This window comes from Streptomyces sp. 184, assembly GCF_045781775.1.
Taxonomy (GTDB): Bacteria; Actinomycetota; Actinomycetes; order Streptomycetales; family Streptomycetaceae; genus Streptomyces.
In genome coordinates this window covers 196,175-211,937 of the sequence record NZ_CP123230.1, presented here as the reverse complement: position 1 = coordinate 211,937, position 15,763 = coordinate 196,175, and the positions used below count along the sequence as shown (strand labels likewise).

The 15,763-nt window shown below is 75.4% G+C and carries 16 protein-coding genes and 1 riboswitch; of the genes, 6 read left to right on the top strand and 10 right to left on the bottom strand.

Annotated features, from left to right (window positions below; all coding sequences use genetic code 11):
- Positions 1–67: 67 nt before the first annotated feature.
- The 4 genes from QBL21_RS00750 to QBL21_RS00735 are packed head-to-tail and all read right to left on the bottom strand — an operon-like array spanning position 68 to position 3,892.
- Entirely contained in the window at positions 68–1,282 is a 1,215-nt protein-coding gene (locus QBL21_RS00750) for a ferric reductase-like transmembrane domain-containing protein (protein WP_407559995.1), read from the bottom strand.
- Between the two features lie 58 nt (positions 1,283–1,340).
- Positions 1,341–2,114: a MerR family transcriptional regulator gene (locus tag QBL21_RS00745; protein ID WP_407559994.1), complete on the bottom strand. Its 774-nt coding sequence runs from the start codon at positions 2,112–2,114 to the stop codon at positions 1,341–1,343.
- 9 nt (positions 2,115–2,123) lie between these two features.
- The gene (locus QBL21_RS00740) at positions 2,124–2,921 is read right to left on the bottom strand and encodes an ABC transporter permease (protein ID WP_407559993.1); all 798 of its coding nucleotides are present in this window, start codon (positions 2,919–2,921) and stop codon (positions 2,124–2,126) included.
- On the bottom strand, positions 2,918–3,892 hold the full coding sequence (locus tag QBL21_RS00735; protein ID WP_407559992.1) for an ABC transporter ATP-binding protein: 975 nt from the start codon (positions 3,890–3,892) through the stop codon (positions 2,918–2,920). Before QBL21_RS00735 ends, QBL21_RS00740 begins: the two co-directional genes overlap by 4 nt.
- Before the next feature lie 133 nt (positions 3,893–4,025).
- Positions 4,026–4,183, top strand: a riboswitch (cobalamin riboswitch).
- A 224-nt stretch (positions 4,184–4,407) separates the two neighbouring features.
- Between QBL21_RS00735 and metE the strand changes: the two genes are divergently transcribed.
- Positions 4,408–6,726 (top strand): 5-methyltetrahydropteroyltriglutamate--homocysteine S-methyltransferase, encoded by a 2,319-nt coding sequence (gene metE, locus QBL21_RS00730; protein WP_407559991.1) that lies wholly within the window; start codon positions 4,408–4,410, stop codon positions 6,724–6,726.
- A gap of 15 nt (positions 6,727–6,741) precedes the next feature.
- Here metE and soxR read toward each other — a convergent pair whose 3' ends face one another.
- The gene (gene soxR, locus QBL21_RS00725; protein ID WP_407559990.1) at positions 6,742–7,254 is read right to left on the bottom strand and encodes a redox-sensitive transcriptional activator SoxR; all 513 of its coding nucleotides are present in this window, start codon (positions 7,252–7,254) and stop codon (positions 6,742–6,744) included.
- Positions 7,255–7,308: 54 nt separating this feature from the next.
- On the opposite strand from soxR, the gene QBL21_RS00720 reads away from it, so the two are divergent.
- From QBL21_RS00720 to QBL21_RS00710, 3 genes are read left to right on the top strand one after another with little or no spacing between them, the layout of a single operon-like run.
- Entirely contained in the window at positions 7,309–8,886 is a 1,578-nt protein-coding gene (locus QBL21_RS00720) for an MFS transporter (RefSeq protein ID WP_407559989.1), read from the top strand.
- Positions 8,887–8,916: 30 nt separating this feature from the next.
- Entirely contained in the window at positions 8,917–9,297 is a 381-nt protein-coding gene (locus tag QBL21_RS00715; RefSeq protein WP_407559988.1) for a metalloregulator ArsR/SmtB family transcription factor, read from the top strand.
- Positions 9,294–9,917, top strand: coding sequence for an SRPBCC family protein (locus tag QBL21_RS00710; protein WP_407559987.1), 624 nt, complete (start codon positions 9,294–9,296; stop codon positions 9,915–9,917). The genes QBL21_RS00715 and QBL21_RS00710 overlap by 4 nt, the downstream gene beginning before the upstream one ends.
- Here the strand turns inward: QBL21_RS00710 and QBL21_RS00705 are convergent.
- From QBL21_RS00705 to QBL21_RS00690, 4 genes are all read right to left on the bottom strand, one after another.
- Complete coding sequence (locus tag QBL21_RS00705) at positions 9,896–11,074, bottom strand: NAD(P)/FAD-dependent oxidoreductase (RefSeq protein ID WP_407559986.1); 1,179 nt, start codon at positions 11,072–11,074, stop codon at positions 9,896–9,898. The genes QBL21_RS00710 and QBL21_RS00705 overlap by 22 nt on opposite strands.
- A gap of 75 nt (positions 11,075–11,149) precedes the next feature.
- Positions 11,150–12,058, bottom strand: a complete 909-nt coding sequence (gene sigJ, locus QBL21_RS00700; protein WP_407559985.1) for an RNA polymerase sigma factor SigJ — start codon at positions 12,056–12,058, stop codon at positions 11,150–11,152.
- 404 nt (positions 12,059–12,462) lie between these two features.
- Complete coding sequence (locus QBL21_RS00695) at positions 12,463–12,735, bottom strand: hypothetical protein (RefSeq protein WP_407559984.1); 273 nt, start codon at positions 12,733–12,735, stop codon at positions 12,463–12,465.
- A 247-nt stretch (positions 12,736–12,982) separates the two neighbouring features.
- The gene (locus QBL21_RS00690) at positions 12,983–13,885 is read right to left on the bottom strand and encodes an NAD(P)-dependent oxidoreductase (RefSeq protein WP_407559983.1); all 903 of its coding nucleotides are present in this window, start codon (positions 13,883–13,885) and stop codon (positions 12,983–12,985) included.
- Positions 13,886–13,943: 58 nt separating this feature from the next.
- Between QBL21_RS00690 and QBL21_RS00685 the strand changes: the two genes are divergently transcribed.
- A complete protein-coding gene (locus QBL21_RS00685; RefSeq protein WP_407559982.1) occupies positions 13,944–14,294 on the top strand; it encodes a winged helix-turn-helix transcriptional regulator in 351 nt (116 codons plus the stop codon).
- A gap of 196 nt (positions 14,295–14,490) precedes the next feature.
- Positions 14,491–15,012: a hypothetical protein gene (locus tag QBL21_RS00680; RefSeq protein WP_407559981.1), complete on the top strand. Its 522-nt coding sequence runs from the start codon at positions 14,491–14,493 to the stop codon at positions 15,010–15,012.
- A 109-nt stretch (positions 15,013–15,121) separates the two neighbouring features.
- Here the strand turns inward: QBL21_RS00680 and QBL21_RS00675 are convergent, their stop codons facing one another.
- Positions 15,122–15,760 carry a hypothetical protein gene (locus QBL21_RS00675; RefSeq protein WP_407559980.1) on the bottom strand — a complete coding sequence of 213 codons (639 nt, stop codon included), beginning with the start codon at positions 15,758–15,760 and terminating at the stop codon, positions 15,122–15,124.
- Positions 15,761–15,763 lie beyond the last annotated feature (3 nt).

Genomic DNA, 15,763 nt, shown 5'->3' with positions numbered 1-15,763 from the left:
AGCCACCGCGGGCCGCCGTATCGTCGGCGGCCCGCGGTGGCGTTCCGGTCCCGCCTCAGTCCTCGCCTCAGCCCGCCCCGTGGTCCCCCGCCGCCTCCGGCTCCCGTCGCCCGGGTGCGGTCCCCCGTCCCTGGGCGGCCACCGCCGCGGGTCTCAGCCGGTGGACCACCGCCACCAGAGCCAGCGTCAGCGCCAGCAGCCCCGCCCAGATCACCCACTGCTCCGGCCACAGCCCCGGCGACGCGCCGTCCGGGGTGCGCCCGCCGTCCACGCCCGTGGCGACGACCGCCGCCAGGCCCGCCACCGTCGCCACCACCGCGAGGCGGCCCGCGAATCGTGCCGTCAGGGGCAGCGGGCGGGAGCCGCGCACGCGGAGGCGTTCGCTGGGGCGGGCGGGGGCCAGCAGGCGCAGGAGGAGCATGGCGGCGATGGGCATCTGGAGGGCCCAGACAAGGGTGCGGAACGTGCCGTCGTACCAGACGTTCGTGCCGTACAGCAGCGTGTGCCAGACGCTGAGGACGTAGACGACGATGATGAAGCGGTGCAGGGCGCGCCACATGCGCGAGCCGGTGCGCTGGCGCAGGTAGTAGGCCAGGCCCAGGGGGATCGCGAGGTAGAACGCGAGGAGGCCGACGAGGATGGCGATGCGGCCGGTGCCCGTGGCGTAGCCGCCGGGTATGAAGACCTTGACGAAGGCGTCCCACACCCGGCCGGCCCAGGTCGCGCCGCCCTCGTTGCCGCGGACTTCCTCCAGGAAGAACATCACGGCGTGCATGAACATCAGGGCGATCGTCGTCAGGCTCGTCGTGCGGTGCAGCTTCTCCAGACCGGCGGGCGGCATCCAGCGGACCCGGGGGCGGGGGCCCGTACGCAGGAGGCTGAAGACGATGGTGATCCACGCCCAGAGCAGGCCGGACCAGCCGAACGCCTGGCAGAGCCAGTACATCCAGTAGCGGTCGGCGTCGGCGAGCATCGGCATGACCTGGAGGGTCGCGGAGGAGCCGTTGTCGATGCGGACGTAGAGCCAGACGAATATCGCGCCGGTGACGACGAGCGCGATGCCCGCGTCCGCCCCGGCGCCGCGGATGTCGGCGCCCAGTCCCGGCCAGTCGAACCAGCCGTCGGAGCGTCCCCCGGTACGGGCCTTGCCGCTCCGGTCCCCGGCGCTCCGGCCGCCGCCGTGCCGTTGGGCCGCCGCACCGGCCGCGCCGCCTTCTTCCGCCGCCGCGCCTGAACCGCCGCCGGCGTTTTCGGGCAGCCCTGATCGACGTCTCTCCGTCATCTTCCGCCTCCTGAGTCCCGTCGACCCCACGTGATGTGTACCCATCACCTCCGGGAGATCAACACGGATCCACGGGCTCCAGCCGCGTCCACCCCGTCCAACCCCGCTTCCGCAGCAGCTCGATGAGCCGCCGCGCGGGCGGCGCGGCCTCGAACGCCAGCTTGTCCATCAGCTCGGCGAGCGGCGCCGCGAGGTCGACGTCGGCGACGTAGTCCCGCCCCCGTTCCGCCGTGAGGCGGGCGAGGTACGCGGCGAGGTCGTCGGCCAGGGCGGTAAGGCGCGGGTCGTCGGGGGTCCAGTCGAGGGCGCGGCCGAGGGTGCGGTAGAAGTCGAGGAGCTGGGGGTCGGCGAGTTGGGCCCGTTTACGCTCCAGCCACTCCGGTACGCGGTCGGGGGCGTGCGCCGCCAGCGGGATCCAGCCCTCCCGCTCGACCGCGACGATCCGCTCGTCCACGCCCAGCTCCCGCAGCCGGTCGAGGAACGCCACGACCTCCGGCGGCAGCGCCAGGCTGTCGCCCGCCGCGAGCCGGGCGATGCGGCGGCGGTGCTCCTGGCGGGCGCGGATCTCGGCCCGCAGCCGCCGGTCGATGTCGGCGATCGCCGCCGCGAACTCCGCCTCGTCGGCCCGCAGCAGCTCCCGTACCCGGGCCAGCGGAACGCCGGCCTCGGCGAGGGTGCGGATGCGGATCAGCTCGACCACGGCGGCGGCGTCGTAGCGGCGGTAGCCGGAGTGGTCCCGCTCCGGCTCGGGGAGCAGCCCCTTGGCGTGGTAGTGCCGGACCGCGCGGACCGTCACCCCGGCGTATGCGGCCAGTTCGCCGATGGTCAGCATCGGGGCATCCTAGGTCGCCGCGCGGGTCCGGTAGAGGCGGCGCGACCAGAGGTAGCCGACGGCGCCGACGACCGCGCACCAGCCGACCGCCCAGGCCGCGTCCGCGCCGTCCGGCGAGCCGGCGAGCAGCCCCCGGATCAGGTCCATGACCGGCGTGAACGGCTGGTGCGCCGCGAACCACCGCAGCCCCGCGGGCATCGAGTCGACCGGTACGAACCCGCTGCCCACGAACGGCAGCAGCACGAAGACCATCGGCAGGTTGCTCGCCGTCTCCGGGTCCGGGCTGGCCAGCCCCAGCGCCACCGTGAACCACGTCAGCGCGTACGACAGCAGCCCCAGCAGCCCGGCGAGCGCGGCCCACTGCGCCGCCGAGGCGTCCGTGCGCAGCCCGAGCGCGAAGGCCGTCGCGCCGACCGCCGTGAGCGCCAGCGCGGTCTGGATGAGCGCGGCGAGCACGTGGCCGGTGAGCACCGAGGACTTCGCGATGGGCATGGTGCGGAACCGGTCGATGATGCCGTCGGTCATGTCGTTGGCGACGAGCACGGCGGTGCCGATGGACACGCTCGCGACGGTCATCGTAAGGATCCCGGGGGTGAGGTACGTGAGGTAGCCGGCGCGGTCGCCGCCCGCGGCGGGCCCGGGGAGGCCGGCGCTCATGGTGCCGCCGAAGACGTAGGTGAACAGCAGCAGGAACAGCAGCGGCTGGCCGACGAGCATGACGGTCATGGAGGGGTAGCGGGCCATGTGCCGGAGGTTGCGGCGCAGCATGGTCGCGGAGTCGCGCAGGACGTACGGCGCGGTGGTCATGCCCGTGCCCCCTCGGTTCCGGCGGGGGCGTCGGCGGGGGCGTCGGCGGCGTGGCCGGTCAGGGCCAGGAACACGTCGTCCAGGTCCGTGGTGTGCACCGCGAGCCCGGTGACCGACCCGTCGTCCTCGATCCCGGCCAGCAGCCCCCGCAGCGCGCCGAGGCTGCCGTCGTACGGCACGGTGACGGCCGGCGCCGCGGGGTCGGCCACCGCGCCGGGCAGCCGCCGCGCCAGCTCCGCGGCCCGCGCCGCGTCGGCGGCGTGCAGCTCGACGTGGCCGCCGGGGACGCGGCGCTTCAGCTCGGCCGCGGTGCCCTCGGCGACGAGCCGGCCGCCGTCGAGCACGCCGATGCGGTCGGCGAGCCGGTCGGCCTCCTCCAGGTACTGGGTGGTGAGGAAGACGGTGGTGCCGTCGGCGACGAGTTCGCGCACGACGTCCCACAACTCGCGGCGGCTGCGCGGGTCGAGGCCGGTGGTCGGCTCGTCGAGGAAGATCAGCCGCGGCCCGGACACCAGCGTCATCGCCAGGTCGAGGCGCCGCTTCATGCCGCCGGAGTACGTCGCGGCGCGCCGGTCGGCGGCGCCCGCGAGGCCGAAGCGGTCGAGGAGCCGGGCGGTGACGACGGTGGCGCGGGGGCCTTCGAGGTGGCCGAGGTCGGCCATGAGGCGCAGGTTCTCGCGGCCGGTGAGCAGCCCGTCGACGGCGGAGAACTGGCCGGTGACGCCGATCGCGGCGCGCACCCGGGCGGGCTCGCGGCGTACGTCGCGGCCGGCGACCCGCGCGGTGCCGGCGTCGGCGGCGAGGAGGGTGGTCAGGATGCGGACGGTGGTGGTCTTGCCGGCGCCGTTGGGGCCGAGGAGGGCGTAGACGGTGCCGGCGGGCACGGCGAGGTCGACGCCGGCGACGACCTCGCGGCCGCCGTACGACTTGCGCAGCCCGGCGGCCTCGACGGCGGGGGTTCTGGTGGTCATGCCGCCATGCTCGGAGGTTGACCCTGCGTCGGGGTCAAGGCCGGGGGCGAAGCCGGGGACGGGCCGGTGCCGGACGGGCGCCCTACACTGGCCGTGCAGCCGGTTCGCCCCGTCCGCCAGGCGGTGGCGTCGCAAGAGGGAACCCGGTGGGAATCCGGGACTGCCCCGCAGCGGTGAGCGGGAACGACCGCCGTCATACGCACTGGACCCGAAGGGTCCGGGAAGCGACGGCCAGTAGGTGCCCGTGCGCGCAGCTCGTCGCGTACGGACCGCCCGCGAGTCCGAAGACCTGCCCGCTGCCCGTGCGCGGGGCTTCCGTGCGCGGTCATCCCGGTGACCTTCGAGGGCGGGTCGGCGCACGTGACGTACAGGGCAGGCACACGGACACGCACCGCGACGCGGCGGACACCCGCCGCGGCACCGCGGGCGCGCCCCGGGCCGCCCCCTTCGCGTCTCCCTCCCCCTCTCCTTCCGTCCCCGGGACCTCAGGGATCCATCTCGCGAAGGAGATCTCCGTGACAGCGAAGTCCGCGGCCGCGGCGGCACGGGCCACCGTGTACGGCTACCCCCGGCAGGGCCACCACCGGGAGCTGAAGAAGGCGATCGAGGGCTACTGGAAGGGCCGGGTCGACGCCGGTGAACTCCGCGCCACCGCCGCCAAACTGCGCCGGGCCGCCTGGCGGGAGCTGGCCGACGCCGGCGTCCACGAGGTGCCGACCGGCGACTTCTCGTACTACGACCACGTGCTCGACACCACCGTCATGGTCGGCGCGATCCCCGAGCGCCACCGCGTGGCCGTCGCCGCCGACGCCCTCGACGGCTACTTCGCCATGGCCCGCGGCACGCAGGACGCGCCGCCGCTGGAGATGACGAAGTGGTTCGACACCAACTACCACTACCTCGTGCCCGAGCTGGGCCCGGACACCGTCTTCACCGCCGACTCCGCCAAGCAGACCGCCGAGCTGACCGAGGCCCTGGCGCTCGGGGCCCCCGGCCCCCGGCCGGTGCTGGTCGGGCCCGTGACGTACCTGCTGCTCGCCAAGCCCGCGCCGGGCGCGCCCGCCGGCTTCGAGCCGCTGACGCTGCTGGACAAGCTGCTGCCGGTGTACGCGGAGGTGCTGGCCGACCTGCGCGCGGCCGGCGCCGCGTGGGTGCAGCTCGACGAGCCGGCGCTCGTGCAGGACCGTACGCCCGCGGAACTGGCCGCCGCCGAGCGCGCGTACCGCGAACTCGGCGCCCGCGCCGACCGCCCCGCGCTGCTCGTCGCCTCGTACTTCGGCCGCCTCGGCGACGCTCTGCCGGTGCTCGCGAAGGCTCCCGTCGAGGGCCTGGCGCTGGACTTCACCGGCGCCGCCGCCGCGAACCTCGACGCGCTGGCCGCCGCCGGCGGGCTGCCCGGCAAGCGGCTCGTCGCCGGGGTCGTGGACGGCCGCAACGTGTGGGCCTGCGACCTGGAGCGGGCGCTGGCCGCCCTCGGCACCCTCCTCGGGCTCGCCGACCGGGTCGACGTCGCCGCGTCCTGCTCCCTGCTGCACGTACCGCTGGACGCCGCCGCGGAGCGGGACATCGACCCGCAACTGCTGCACTGGCTGGCGTTCGCCCGGCAGAAGAGCGCCGAGGTCGTCACGCTCGCCCGCGGGCTGGGCCGCGGCACCGGCGCCGTCGCCGCCGAACTCGCCGCCAACCGCACCGCCCTGGCCGCCCGCGCCGCCTCCCCGATCACCCGCGACCCCGCTGTCCGCGCCCGCAGCGCCGCCGCCACCGCGGCGGACGCCCGCCGCCACGCGCCGTACGCCGAGCGGGCCGCCGCCCAGCGCGCCCGCCTGAAGCTGCCGCTGCTCCCGACGACGACGATCGGCTCCTTCCCGCAGACCGCCGACCTGCGTGCCGCCCGCGCCGGCCTGCGCGCCGGACGGATCGGCGCGGACGGCTACGAGGAGCGCATCGCCGCGGAGATCCGCGAGGTGGTGACGTACCAGGAGGAGGCCGGGCTCGACGTGCTCGTGCACGGCGAGCCCGAACGCAACGACATGGTGCAGTACTTCGCCGAACAGCTCACCGGCTACCTCGCCACCCGGCACGGCTGGGTGCAGTCCTACGGCACCCGCTACGTCCGGCCGCCGATCCTGGCCGGCGACATCTCCCGGCCGGAGCCGATGACGGTCCGCTGGACGGCGTACGCGCAGTCGCTCACGGACCGCCCGGTCAAGGGCATGCTCACCGGCCCCGTCACGATGCTGGCGTGGTCCTTCGTCCGCGACGACCAGCCGCGCGCCGAGACCGCCCGGCAGGTGGCGCTCGCGCTGCGCGACGAGGTCGCCGACCTGGAGGCGGCGGGCACTGCGGTGATCCAGGTGGACGAGCCGGCGCTGCGCGAGACGCTGCCGCTGCGCGCAGCGGACCGGCCGGCGTACCTGGCGTGGGCGACCGAGGCGTTCCGGCTGACGACGGGCGTCGCGCGGGCGGACACGCAGATCCACACGCACATGTGCTACGCGGAGTTCGGCGACATCGTCGCCGCCATCGACGACCTCGACGCGGACGTCATCAGCCTGGAGGCGGCGCGCTCGCACATGCAGGTCGCGTACGAACTGGCCGCGCACGGCTATCCGCGGGAGGCGGGCCCCGGCGTGTACGACATCCACTCGCCGCGGGTGCCGAGCGCGGCGGAGACGGTGGCGCTGCTGCGCACCGGGCTGCGGGCGATCCCGGCGGAGCGGCTGTGGGTGAATCCGGACTGCGGGCTGAAGACCCGCGGCTGGGCGGAGACGCGGGCGTCGCTGGAGAGCCTGGTGGCGGCGGCCCGGGTGGTACGGGGGGAGCTGCCCCGGTGACGTAGCGGCGCCGCGTCAGGTGCCCTCGTCGTCCTGCTCACCCGCCGGCGGGTTCCGGGTCTCCTGGGCCAGCCGGCGGGTGAGCAGCCGGCGCGGCCCCGGGCCCGTGTCGCCGAGGACGTCGTCGCGGTTGCGCAGCAGGCAGCGGTCCAGCGACAGGCAGCCGCAGCCGATGCAGTCGGTGAGCCGGTCCCGTAGGCGCACCATCTGGTCGATGCGGATGTCGAGTTCGTCACGCCAGGCCGCGGAGAGCCGGGCCCAGTCCTCCTGCGTGGGAGTACGGCCGTCGGGGAGCGTCTCCAGCGCCTCGGCGATCGTGCGCAGCGGGATGCCCACCCGCTGCGCGGTGCGGATGAACGCGACGCGGCGCAGCGTGTCCCGGGTGAAGCGGCGCTGGTTGCCTGCGGTGCGGCGGCTGCGGATCAGGCCCTTGCCCTCGTAGAAGTGCAGGGCCGTCACGGCGACGCCGGAGCGGGCGGCGAGCTGGCCGACCGTGAGTTCCTTCGCGTCGTAGGGGGGTTTGTCCATGGCGTCAGGCTAGCCCTTGACCTCGATTATGGTCGAGGTTTGAGACTGGCCGCCATGACCACTTCCCGCACCTCGGAACAGGGCTCGGAACACGGCTCGGACCAGGGACGGCAGGGACGGCAGGGCCGGCAGGGGAAGGGTGAGCAGCGGCGGCGGTGGCTCGGGCTCGCCGTGCTCGCGCTGCCCGCGCTCCTCGCCTCGCTCGAACTGACCGTCACCAACCTCGCCCTGCCCGCCATCGGCCGCGACCTCTCCGCCGACAGCACCCAACTGCTGTGGACCGTCGACATCTACGCCTTCCTCCTCGCCGGCTCGCTCATCACCATGGGCGTACTCGGCGACCGCATCGGCCGCCGCCGGCTGCTGCTGTACGGGGCCGCCGGCTACGGCGTCGCCTCGCTGGTCGCCGCGTACTCCGTGAACGCCGAGATGCTGATCGCCGCCCGCGCGCTCATGGGCGTCGCCGGGGCCACCCTCATGCCCTCGACGCTGGCGCTGGCGGCGGCGCTGTTCCCCGGGCCGCGGGAGCGGACGACGGCCATCGGCGTCATCGTGGCCAGCGTCTCGGGCGGCACGGCGATCGGGCCGCTGGTGGGCGGCTGGCTGCTGGAGCGGTTCTGGTGGGGCTCGGCGTTCCTGCTGGGCGTGCCGGTGATGGCGCTGCTGCTGGTACTGCTGCCCGTGCTGCTGCCGGAGTCCCGCGGCCCGGCGGGGCGGCGGGTGGACGTGCTCAGCTCGCTGCTGTCGCTGGGCGCGGTGCTGCCGGTGGTCTACGGGCTGAAGCAGATCGCCGCCGAGGGCGCCGGGGCGGTGCCGCTTGCGGCGGTGGCGGCGGGGGTGCTGGTGACGGTGGCGTTCGTCCGCAGGCAGCGGGCGCTCGCCGACCCGTTCGTGGACCTCGGCCTCTTCGCCGACCGTACGCTCGCCACCGCAGCGGCGACGCTGGCCGCCGGGATCTTCGTGCTCTGGGGCTCCAACTACGCGCTCGCGCAGTACCTCCAGCTCGTCGAGGGGCTGTCGCCGCTGGACGCGGGGCTGTGGACGGCGCCGTCCGCGCTCGGCGTGATCGCCGGCTCCACGCTGGCGCCGCGGCTGGCGCGCCGCTACCCGCCCGCGCGGATCATCGGCGTCGGACTGGGGCTCTCGGCCGTCGGGTACGGGGTGCTGACGCAGGCCGGCGGGGCGCACGCGCTGGCGGTCCTGGTCACCGGCGCGGTGATCGTCTCGGCGGGGCTCGGGCCGATGATGGCGCTGGCCACCGACATGGTCGTCGGCGCGGCCCCGCCGGAACGGGCGGGCGCGGCGGCGGCGATCTCCTCCACGGCACCGCAGTTGGGCGGGGCGCTGGGCATCGCGCTGCTGGGCAGCGTGATCACGGCGGTCTACCGGGGCCGTACGGACGGCGCTGCCCCCGAGGGCGTACCGGCGGACGCGGCCGGGGCGTTCGAGGACGACCTCAGCGCGACGGTCACGGCCGCGGAGCGGCTGCCGGGCCCGGCGGCCGACGACCTGCTGGACGCGGCGCGGGGGGCGTTCGAGACGGGGTTCCAGGTGGCGGCGGGCGTGTGCGCGGCGCTCACGGTGGCGACGGCGGTGCTGGTGGCGGTGGTGGGCGCACGGAGGAGGCGGTAAACACGTAACCCATGCGTTACGCTTTCGGGCATGGACGAGGTGGCCGGTGCGCTCGCTGATCCCGTACGACGGGAGATCCTGCTCATGCTGCGCGGCGCCACGCTCACCGCCGGCGAGATAGCCGGCCGCTTCGCCATCAGCCGCCCGGCGGTCAGCCGCCACCTGCGGGTGCTACGGGAGACCGGGCTGGTCCGCGACGAACTCGTGGGCCGGCGCCGGATCTACTCCCTCGACCCCGCGCCGCTGGCCGAACTCGCCGAGTGGATCGCCCTGCTCCGCGCACCGGCCGGCTGGGAGCACCGCCTCGACGCCCTGGAGACCGAGGTCCACCGCACCCGCCGCGAGCGGGAGCGCCGGGTGGAACGCGAGACCAGGGACCAGCCGCGACACCGCACGGAGGACACCGCATGACCAGCGACGAGAACAGCGAGAACTTCGGGGACAGCAGGGACAGCGGGGACATCGGCGACATCCGGAACAGCGGCAACGCCGAGAACAGCGGCGCCGCCCGCCAGGAGAGCGCACCCGGCGGCCCCCGCCTCGCCCCCCGCCCCACCGGAGTGCTCCGGTCCACCGCCGCGGGGCACGACCTCGTGCTCACCCGTACGTTCCGCGCCCCCGCCGCCGACGTCTGGGCCTCCGTCACCGAACCCGGGCGCACCGCCCGCTGGTTCGGCCCGTGGGAGGGCGACGCCGCGCCCGGCCGCACGATCCGGGTGCAGATGGCGTACGAGGACGGTGCGCCCTGGTGCGACGTGCGCATCGACGCCTGCGAACCGCCGTACCGCCTGGCCGTGTCCATGGTCGACGAGGCCGGCGACTGGCACATGGAGCTGCTGCTCGCGGAGGCGGACGGCGGGACGCGGCTGGAGCTGATCCACCACCTCACGTCCGTCGAGGGCGTCGGCGAGGTCGGGCCGGGCTGGGAGTACTACCTCGACCTCCTCGTCGCCGCGCGCGACGGCGCCGCGGCGCCGTCGTTCGACGACTACTACCCCGCGCAGCGGGACTACTTCACCTCGCTGACCTGAGCGCCCGCCGCAGCCGCCGCCGGCTCGTCCTCCCGCGGGAAGAACGGCAGGTCGATGTAGACCCGGTCGGCCGCCGCCAGGATCTCGGCGGCATCGTCCACCGGCGGGTGGATGTACCCGTTGATCTGCTCCTTCACGAACCCGCCGTCCGCCCCCGCCGCCATCACCATGCGGTCCCAGCCGCGCGTGAACACCCCGCCCGCGGCGCCCAGATACAGGCAGGTGACGTACGGCGCGGGGGTGAACGGCCGCGGCGGTACGCCCAGCAGGTCCGCCGCCGCGTTGTACCCGGCGACCTTCCCCAGCGGCGTCGCGTGCTGGCACGCCTGCATCACGGTGTGCTCCGCGTCGAACGGCGCCGCCGCCGTGTCCCCCGCCGCGAACACCTCCGGCAGCGCCCGCAGCCACTCGTCCACCGGCACCCGGCCGAGGTGGTCGAGGTCGTCGGAGAGCTGCCGGGTCAGCTCCTGCGCCCGGATCCCGATCGACCACACCACCGCGTCCGCGTCGACCCGGTCGCCGTCCGAGAGCACCGCGTACCCGTCGCCGACCTCCGTGACGGTCGTCCCGAGCCGCCGCTCGACGCCCAGCTCGTCCAGCGCCGCCTCGATCGCCGCCCGCGGCCCGGGCCCCAGCGGCGCGCCGACCGCCTCCGCCGTGTCCACCAGCAGCACCCGGCCACGCGCCGCCAGCTCCGTCGCCGCCTCCAGGCCGACGAACCCGGCGCCGACGACCACGGCGGCGTAGCCGTCGCGCCCGCGCAGGTGGTCGGTGAGGCGGCGGGCGCCCGCCAGGGTGTCGATGTCGAAGAGCCGCTCGGCGCCGGGCAGGTCCGCGGGCGGCACCAGCCGGCTGCCGGACGCCAGCACCAGCCGGTCGTAGCCGATCTCCGTCCCGTCGGCCACGACGACGCGGCGGTCGGTGTCGACGGCGCTCACCGTCGCCCGTACGCGCTCGACGCCGATGGGGCCCAGGATCCGGTCCAGCGCCACCTTCGCCCGGTCGGGCTCCGGTTCGTACAGCCGGGGCCGCAGCACCAGGTGGTCGTTCGGGGCGACGAGCGTGATCCGCAGGTCCGCGTCCCCGCGGGCCAGCGCGGCACCCGCCGCGGCCCACACGCCCGCGAAACCCCCGCCGATGATCACGACATGGTTCATCGTGTCGTCCTTCCTCAGCTTGCACTCTGCGGACCCCCGAGGGGCGGGGATCCGCAGGGAGACAAGACGGGGGGATCAGATGTGACCGAGGGGGGCGAGGGCGGCGAGCTTGTCGGGGTTGGCGACGCGGCGGATCGCGGTGAGGCGGCCGTCTGCGACCTCCACGGTGTCCAGCCAGACGGGCACGCCGTCGCGGTACGTGGCGAGCGCGGGCTCGCCGTTGACCTCGACGAGCCGCGCGGCGTCGGGCCGGGCGATCCGTACCGAACGGACCGTGAGCAGCGCGATCGTCTCCGCGCCCAGCACCGGCCGGCGCGCGGCGGTCGCCTTGCCGCCGCCGTCGCCGACGTACACCGCGTCGGGGTGCAGCAGCGCGATCAGCGCGGCCATGTCGCCGGCCTCGGCGGCGGCCTTGAACGCCTTGAGCACCCGCTCGGTCTCCGCCCGCGACGCGCGCGGCTCCTGCCGGTCCCGCTGCTCCCGCTGCTCCTGCCCGTCCGTCCGTACCCGTGCGCGCGCCCGGGAGGCGTGCTTGCGGGCGGCGGCGGGGGTGGCGCCGAGCACGTCGGCGATGCGGGCGAAGGGGAAGTCGAAGACGTCGTGCAGCACGAGCGCGACGCGCTCGGCGGGCGACAGCCGCTCCATCAGCACGAGCATCGCCGTGCCGACCGACTCGTCCACGAGCACCTGCGCGGCGGCGTCGGGCCCGGTCGGCAGCGGCTCGGGCAGCCAGGGGCCGACGTAGGTCTCGCGCCGGACGCGGGCGGACTTCAGCACGTTGTACGAGGTCCGGGCGGCCAGCGTCACCAGCCAGGCACGCAGGTCCCGCACGGCCGACAGGTCGGCGGCGGATGCGCGCAGCCACACGTCCTGCACGACGTCCTCGGCCTCGGTGACGGTGCCGAGGATGCGATACGCGGCACCGAAGACGGCGGGCCGATGGACGACCCAGTCCGCCTCGGTCAGCACACGAGCGGGCTCCACGGGACACGGCCTCCTCACACTGCCGACAGGTGTGCAGTGTAGGCAGGGGCCGCGCGAGGGCGCGGGCCCGCGCCGGGGCGAGACCACCGGACCGCGGACGAGCCGAGGCAACGAGCCCGGACCAGGAGACCACCGCCGGCCGGCCGGGAGGCGGGAAGGCCGAGGGCCGGTCAGGCCGGAGGCGGGTCAGGCGGGCCCGGGCCGCCGGCCGGGAGGCCGGCTCGGGCCGCTGGGCCGGGAGGCCGTCAGGTCGGTCACGCAGACTCGGGCCAGGAAGCGGCCGGGCGGAAGCCGCCCGGCCGCCACGCCGTCAGGCCGCCCGGCCGCCACGCCGCTCCGGCGTCAGGCGGGCACGGCGGGGCCGGTCGTCAGGCGGCGCCGGCGGGGCCGGGCCGGTGGGGGGCTTAGTCCTTCGGTTGGCGTTCCGGGAGGGGCTGGTGGCCGGCGGGGCCCGGTTCGCGGCCCTTCGGGGGGTAGTCGCAGTCGAGGCCGGAGACCTCGTAGTCGTCGCCCTCGTTCTGCTCCTGGTCGACGACCACCGCCGCGGTGCACGCGCGGCCGTGCTCGTCGGTGAACGTGACCACCTCGCTGTAGTCCGTCGGCTGGCTGCACCCCGCGAGCACCAGCACCGCCGCCGCGGCGGCCAGCGCCGCGCCTGTCCCCCACCGTCGTCTCATGGCTCCCCCTTCGTCGCTCCCGCGTCGGTCGCTGGGAGTCGACGGTGGAATGCCCGTCCCGTACGCCGTCTAACGCGAAGCGCCGTGCGAAGGCCGGAAGTTGGCCGGCGGGACGCGGTCCGGACGTCCCCCGTTGGCCCGCCCGTCGACCTCGCGCCGCGTCCGGTCCACCCCGGCCCGGCCCGCGCCGCCCCGCGCCGCCCCGCGCCCGCCGTCAACCCCGGACCGCCCCCGGGCCGCCCCCGGGTCAGCCCCGGTTCGCCGCCTCGGCCAGCCGACCCGCGACCAGCTCCGTGACGCGGACGAACCCGTCCGTCCCGTACCCCAGCCCGATGACCCGCTCCGCCTGCCCCGCCGCGGCGCGCATCACCCCGGCGTCGATGCCGTGGCGCTCGGACGCGGCGATGATGTGCTTCATCGACGACGCCGACGACGTGATCGGGTTGGCCGCCCCCGAGAAGTCACCCGCCGCCACCCCCGCGGCCATGTCCTCGATCGCCCCCGGCAGGATCGCGCCGATGCCCATGGCGAACGGGGCCAGCTCGCCCGGGGTGACCCCCTCGGCCCGTGCGACGGCCAGCGCGTGGGCGCAGCCCGCCATCGTGGTCCAGAAGATGTCGAGCAGCGCCACGTCGTACGCCGCGGCCCGGCCGTGGTCCTCGCCGAGGTGGGTGTGGGTGCCGCCGAGCGCGAAGAGCACAGGCAGGTGCTCGTCGTAGAGGTCCTTCGGGCCGCTGTGGATGAACACCCCGTCCGGCGTGCCGATGGTGGTGGTCGGGGTCATGATCGAGCCGTCGAGGTAGCGCACACCGTGGTCCGCCGCCCAGGCCGCGGCGTCGCGGGCCCGCGTGGGGGTGTCGGCGCTCAGGTTCACGAGCGTACGGCCCTTGAGCGCGGCGGCGACGTCCGCGCGGCGCAGCACCGAGTCGGCCGCGTCGTAGTCCACGACGCACACCACGGTCAGCTCGCTCGCGGCCACCGCCTCCGCGGCCGACGCCGCGCGCAGCGCGCCCTGCCCGACGAGTTCGCCGTCCCGGCCCGGCGTCCGGTTCCAGACGGTCGTACGGACCCCGGCGGCGACGAACGCCCCGGCCAGGGCCCGGCCCATCGGGCCCAGGCCGAGGACCGTGACGGCGGAGTTCTCGGACATGACTAACCTCCATGAGTGAAGAGAGTGAATGAGAGAGACGGGTGACCCCGGGGGTGCCATGACGCGCAAGCTCGCTCAGAACACGAACGTCTGCGGGGTGACGGCCGCGATCGCCGTGATCGACGGCAAGTGGAAGACGGCCCTGCTCTGGATGCTGGAGACCCGCCCCCACCGGCCCGGCGAAATGCTCCGCCGGCTGCCGGGCCTCAGCGAGAAGGTGCTGACCCAGGCGCTCCGCGAGATGGAGGGCGACGGCCTGGTGCACCGCGAGGTGCACGAGGGGCTGCCGCTGAAGACGGTCTACTCGCTCACCGACTTCGGCCGCGACCTGTCCGTCGCGCTGGCCCCCCTGTCCGACTGGGGCCACCGCCGCCTGGACAACCTCACCGGAGCCAGCCCGGCTCCCTGACCACCTCCGTGCGCCCGGTGCACCCCGTGTGCTCCGTTGGCCTCCAGCCTCACCCGGCGGGGGCGGCGTGCCAAGTACCCACAAAAAGGTGGGTACGGCGGCGCGGGGACGGACGGAAGCCGGACGGAAGGCGGGACGGAAGGGCGGACGGGAGCCGGTCGGGGGTTCCCGGCGCGGGGGAGAGGAGAGGGGCGCGGTGGCAGGGCTGATGTGGGGGGTCGGGACGGCCGACGTGTTCGTGGACGCGTCGACGGTCGACATCGTCGGGGAGTCGCTGGTCGCGGAGTTCGAGCCGGAGTTCGCCGACACCGGGCTGGTCGAGGCCGATCCCGCGGGCGAGGGGCTGCGGATCCTGTGCGGCCAGGAGATCGGCACGGTCGGGGTCGGCGCCGAACTCTGGGACGGCGCACCGCCGCTGGAGACGGCGGGGTGGCAGGACGTCGCCGAGGTGTCGGTGACCTGGGAGTCGGCGTTCATGGACTACGCCACGAACTGGCAGGAGAGTGACGACGAGGCGTGCCGGCTGCCGCTCGGCGCGGAGGGGGCGGGGACGTATCGCGTACGGGTCCACGGGCGCCACCGCGACGGCGACGACCCGCGCGCGGACGGGGACCCGCGGGAGGAGTACCTCGTCCAGGTGTGGCGGGCGGCCCCGGGCGGGCCGGCGCTGCTCAAGGCGACGAGCGCGACGGGCGCTTACTGGCGCCGGGGCGGGTGAGCGCCGCGGGATGAGCGCCGCGGGCCGGGGCGGGTCTCGGGGCCCGCGGGCCGCGGTCTGCCGCGGGGGCGTCCGCCATCCTGACGCCCCCGCGGGACCGGCGGGTGCGTCAGTCGATCCGGACCGGGCTCCGCTCGGTGCCGTCGCCGGAGAAGTTGCATATCGACGGTGCCATCACGTGCGAGGGGCTGGACCAGCCGGCGCACTGGTAGCTGGAGTGGCCGTACCAGTCGTGGCCGAACTCGTGCGCGGCGAGCAGCGCGTCGTCGTTCACGCCGCCGAGGAACAGCGCGATGCGCTGACCCTGGCCCCAGTTGCAGCCGACGATGTTGCCGCCGCCACCGCAGTCGCTGATGTAGCTGTTGCGGCACTCGACCGGGGTGTCGCTGCCGCTGGTCTGGTTCAGGTTGGCCCAGGCCGCGGCGCCCTGGCCGATGACGCCGGCGGCGCCGCTGCACGACGAGGTGAGGTGGTAGGCCCGGTCGGTCGGAACCGGCCAGGCGGTGACTCCGAAGTCGCGGTCCTTCGGGGCCTTGGCCGCCAGCGCCTCGAACTCCTCGGCCGTGATGCCGTGGCCCTCGCCGAGGTTCTCGTCGGCGTGCTCGGAGTGGTCGTGCGCGGTCGCCTCGACCGCGGCGACGCCGGTGGCCTCGGGCGCCGGCGCCGCCTGCGCGCCGGGGCCGGCGACCGCGGCGGCCAGGGCCGCCACGCCTACGAGTACGGATCTCAGGAGTACCTTGCTCCGCATGGA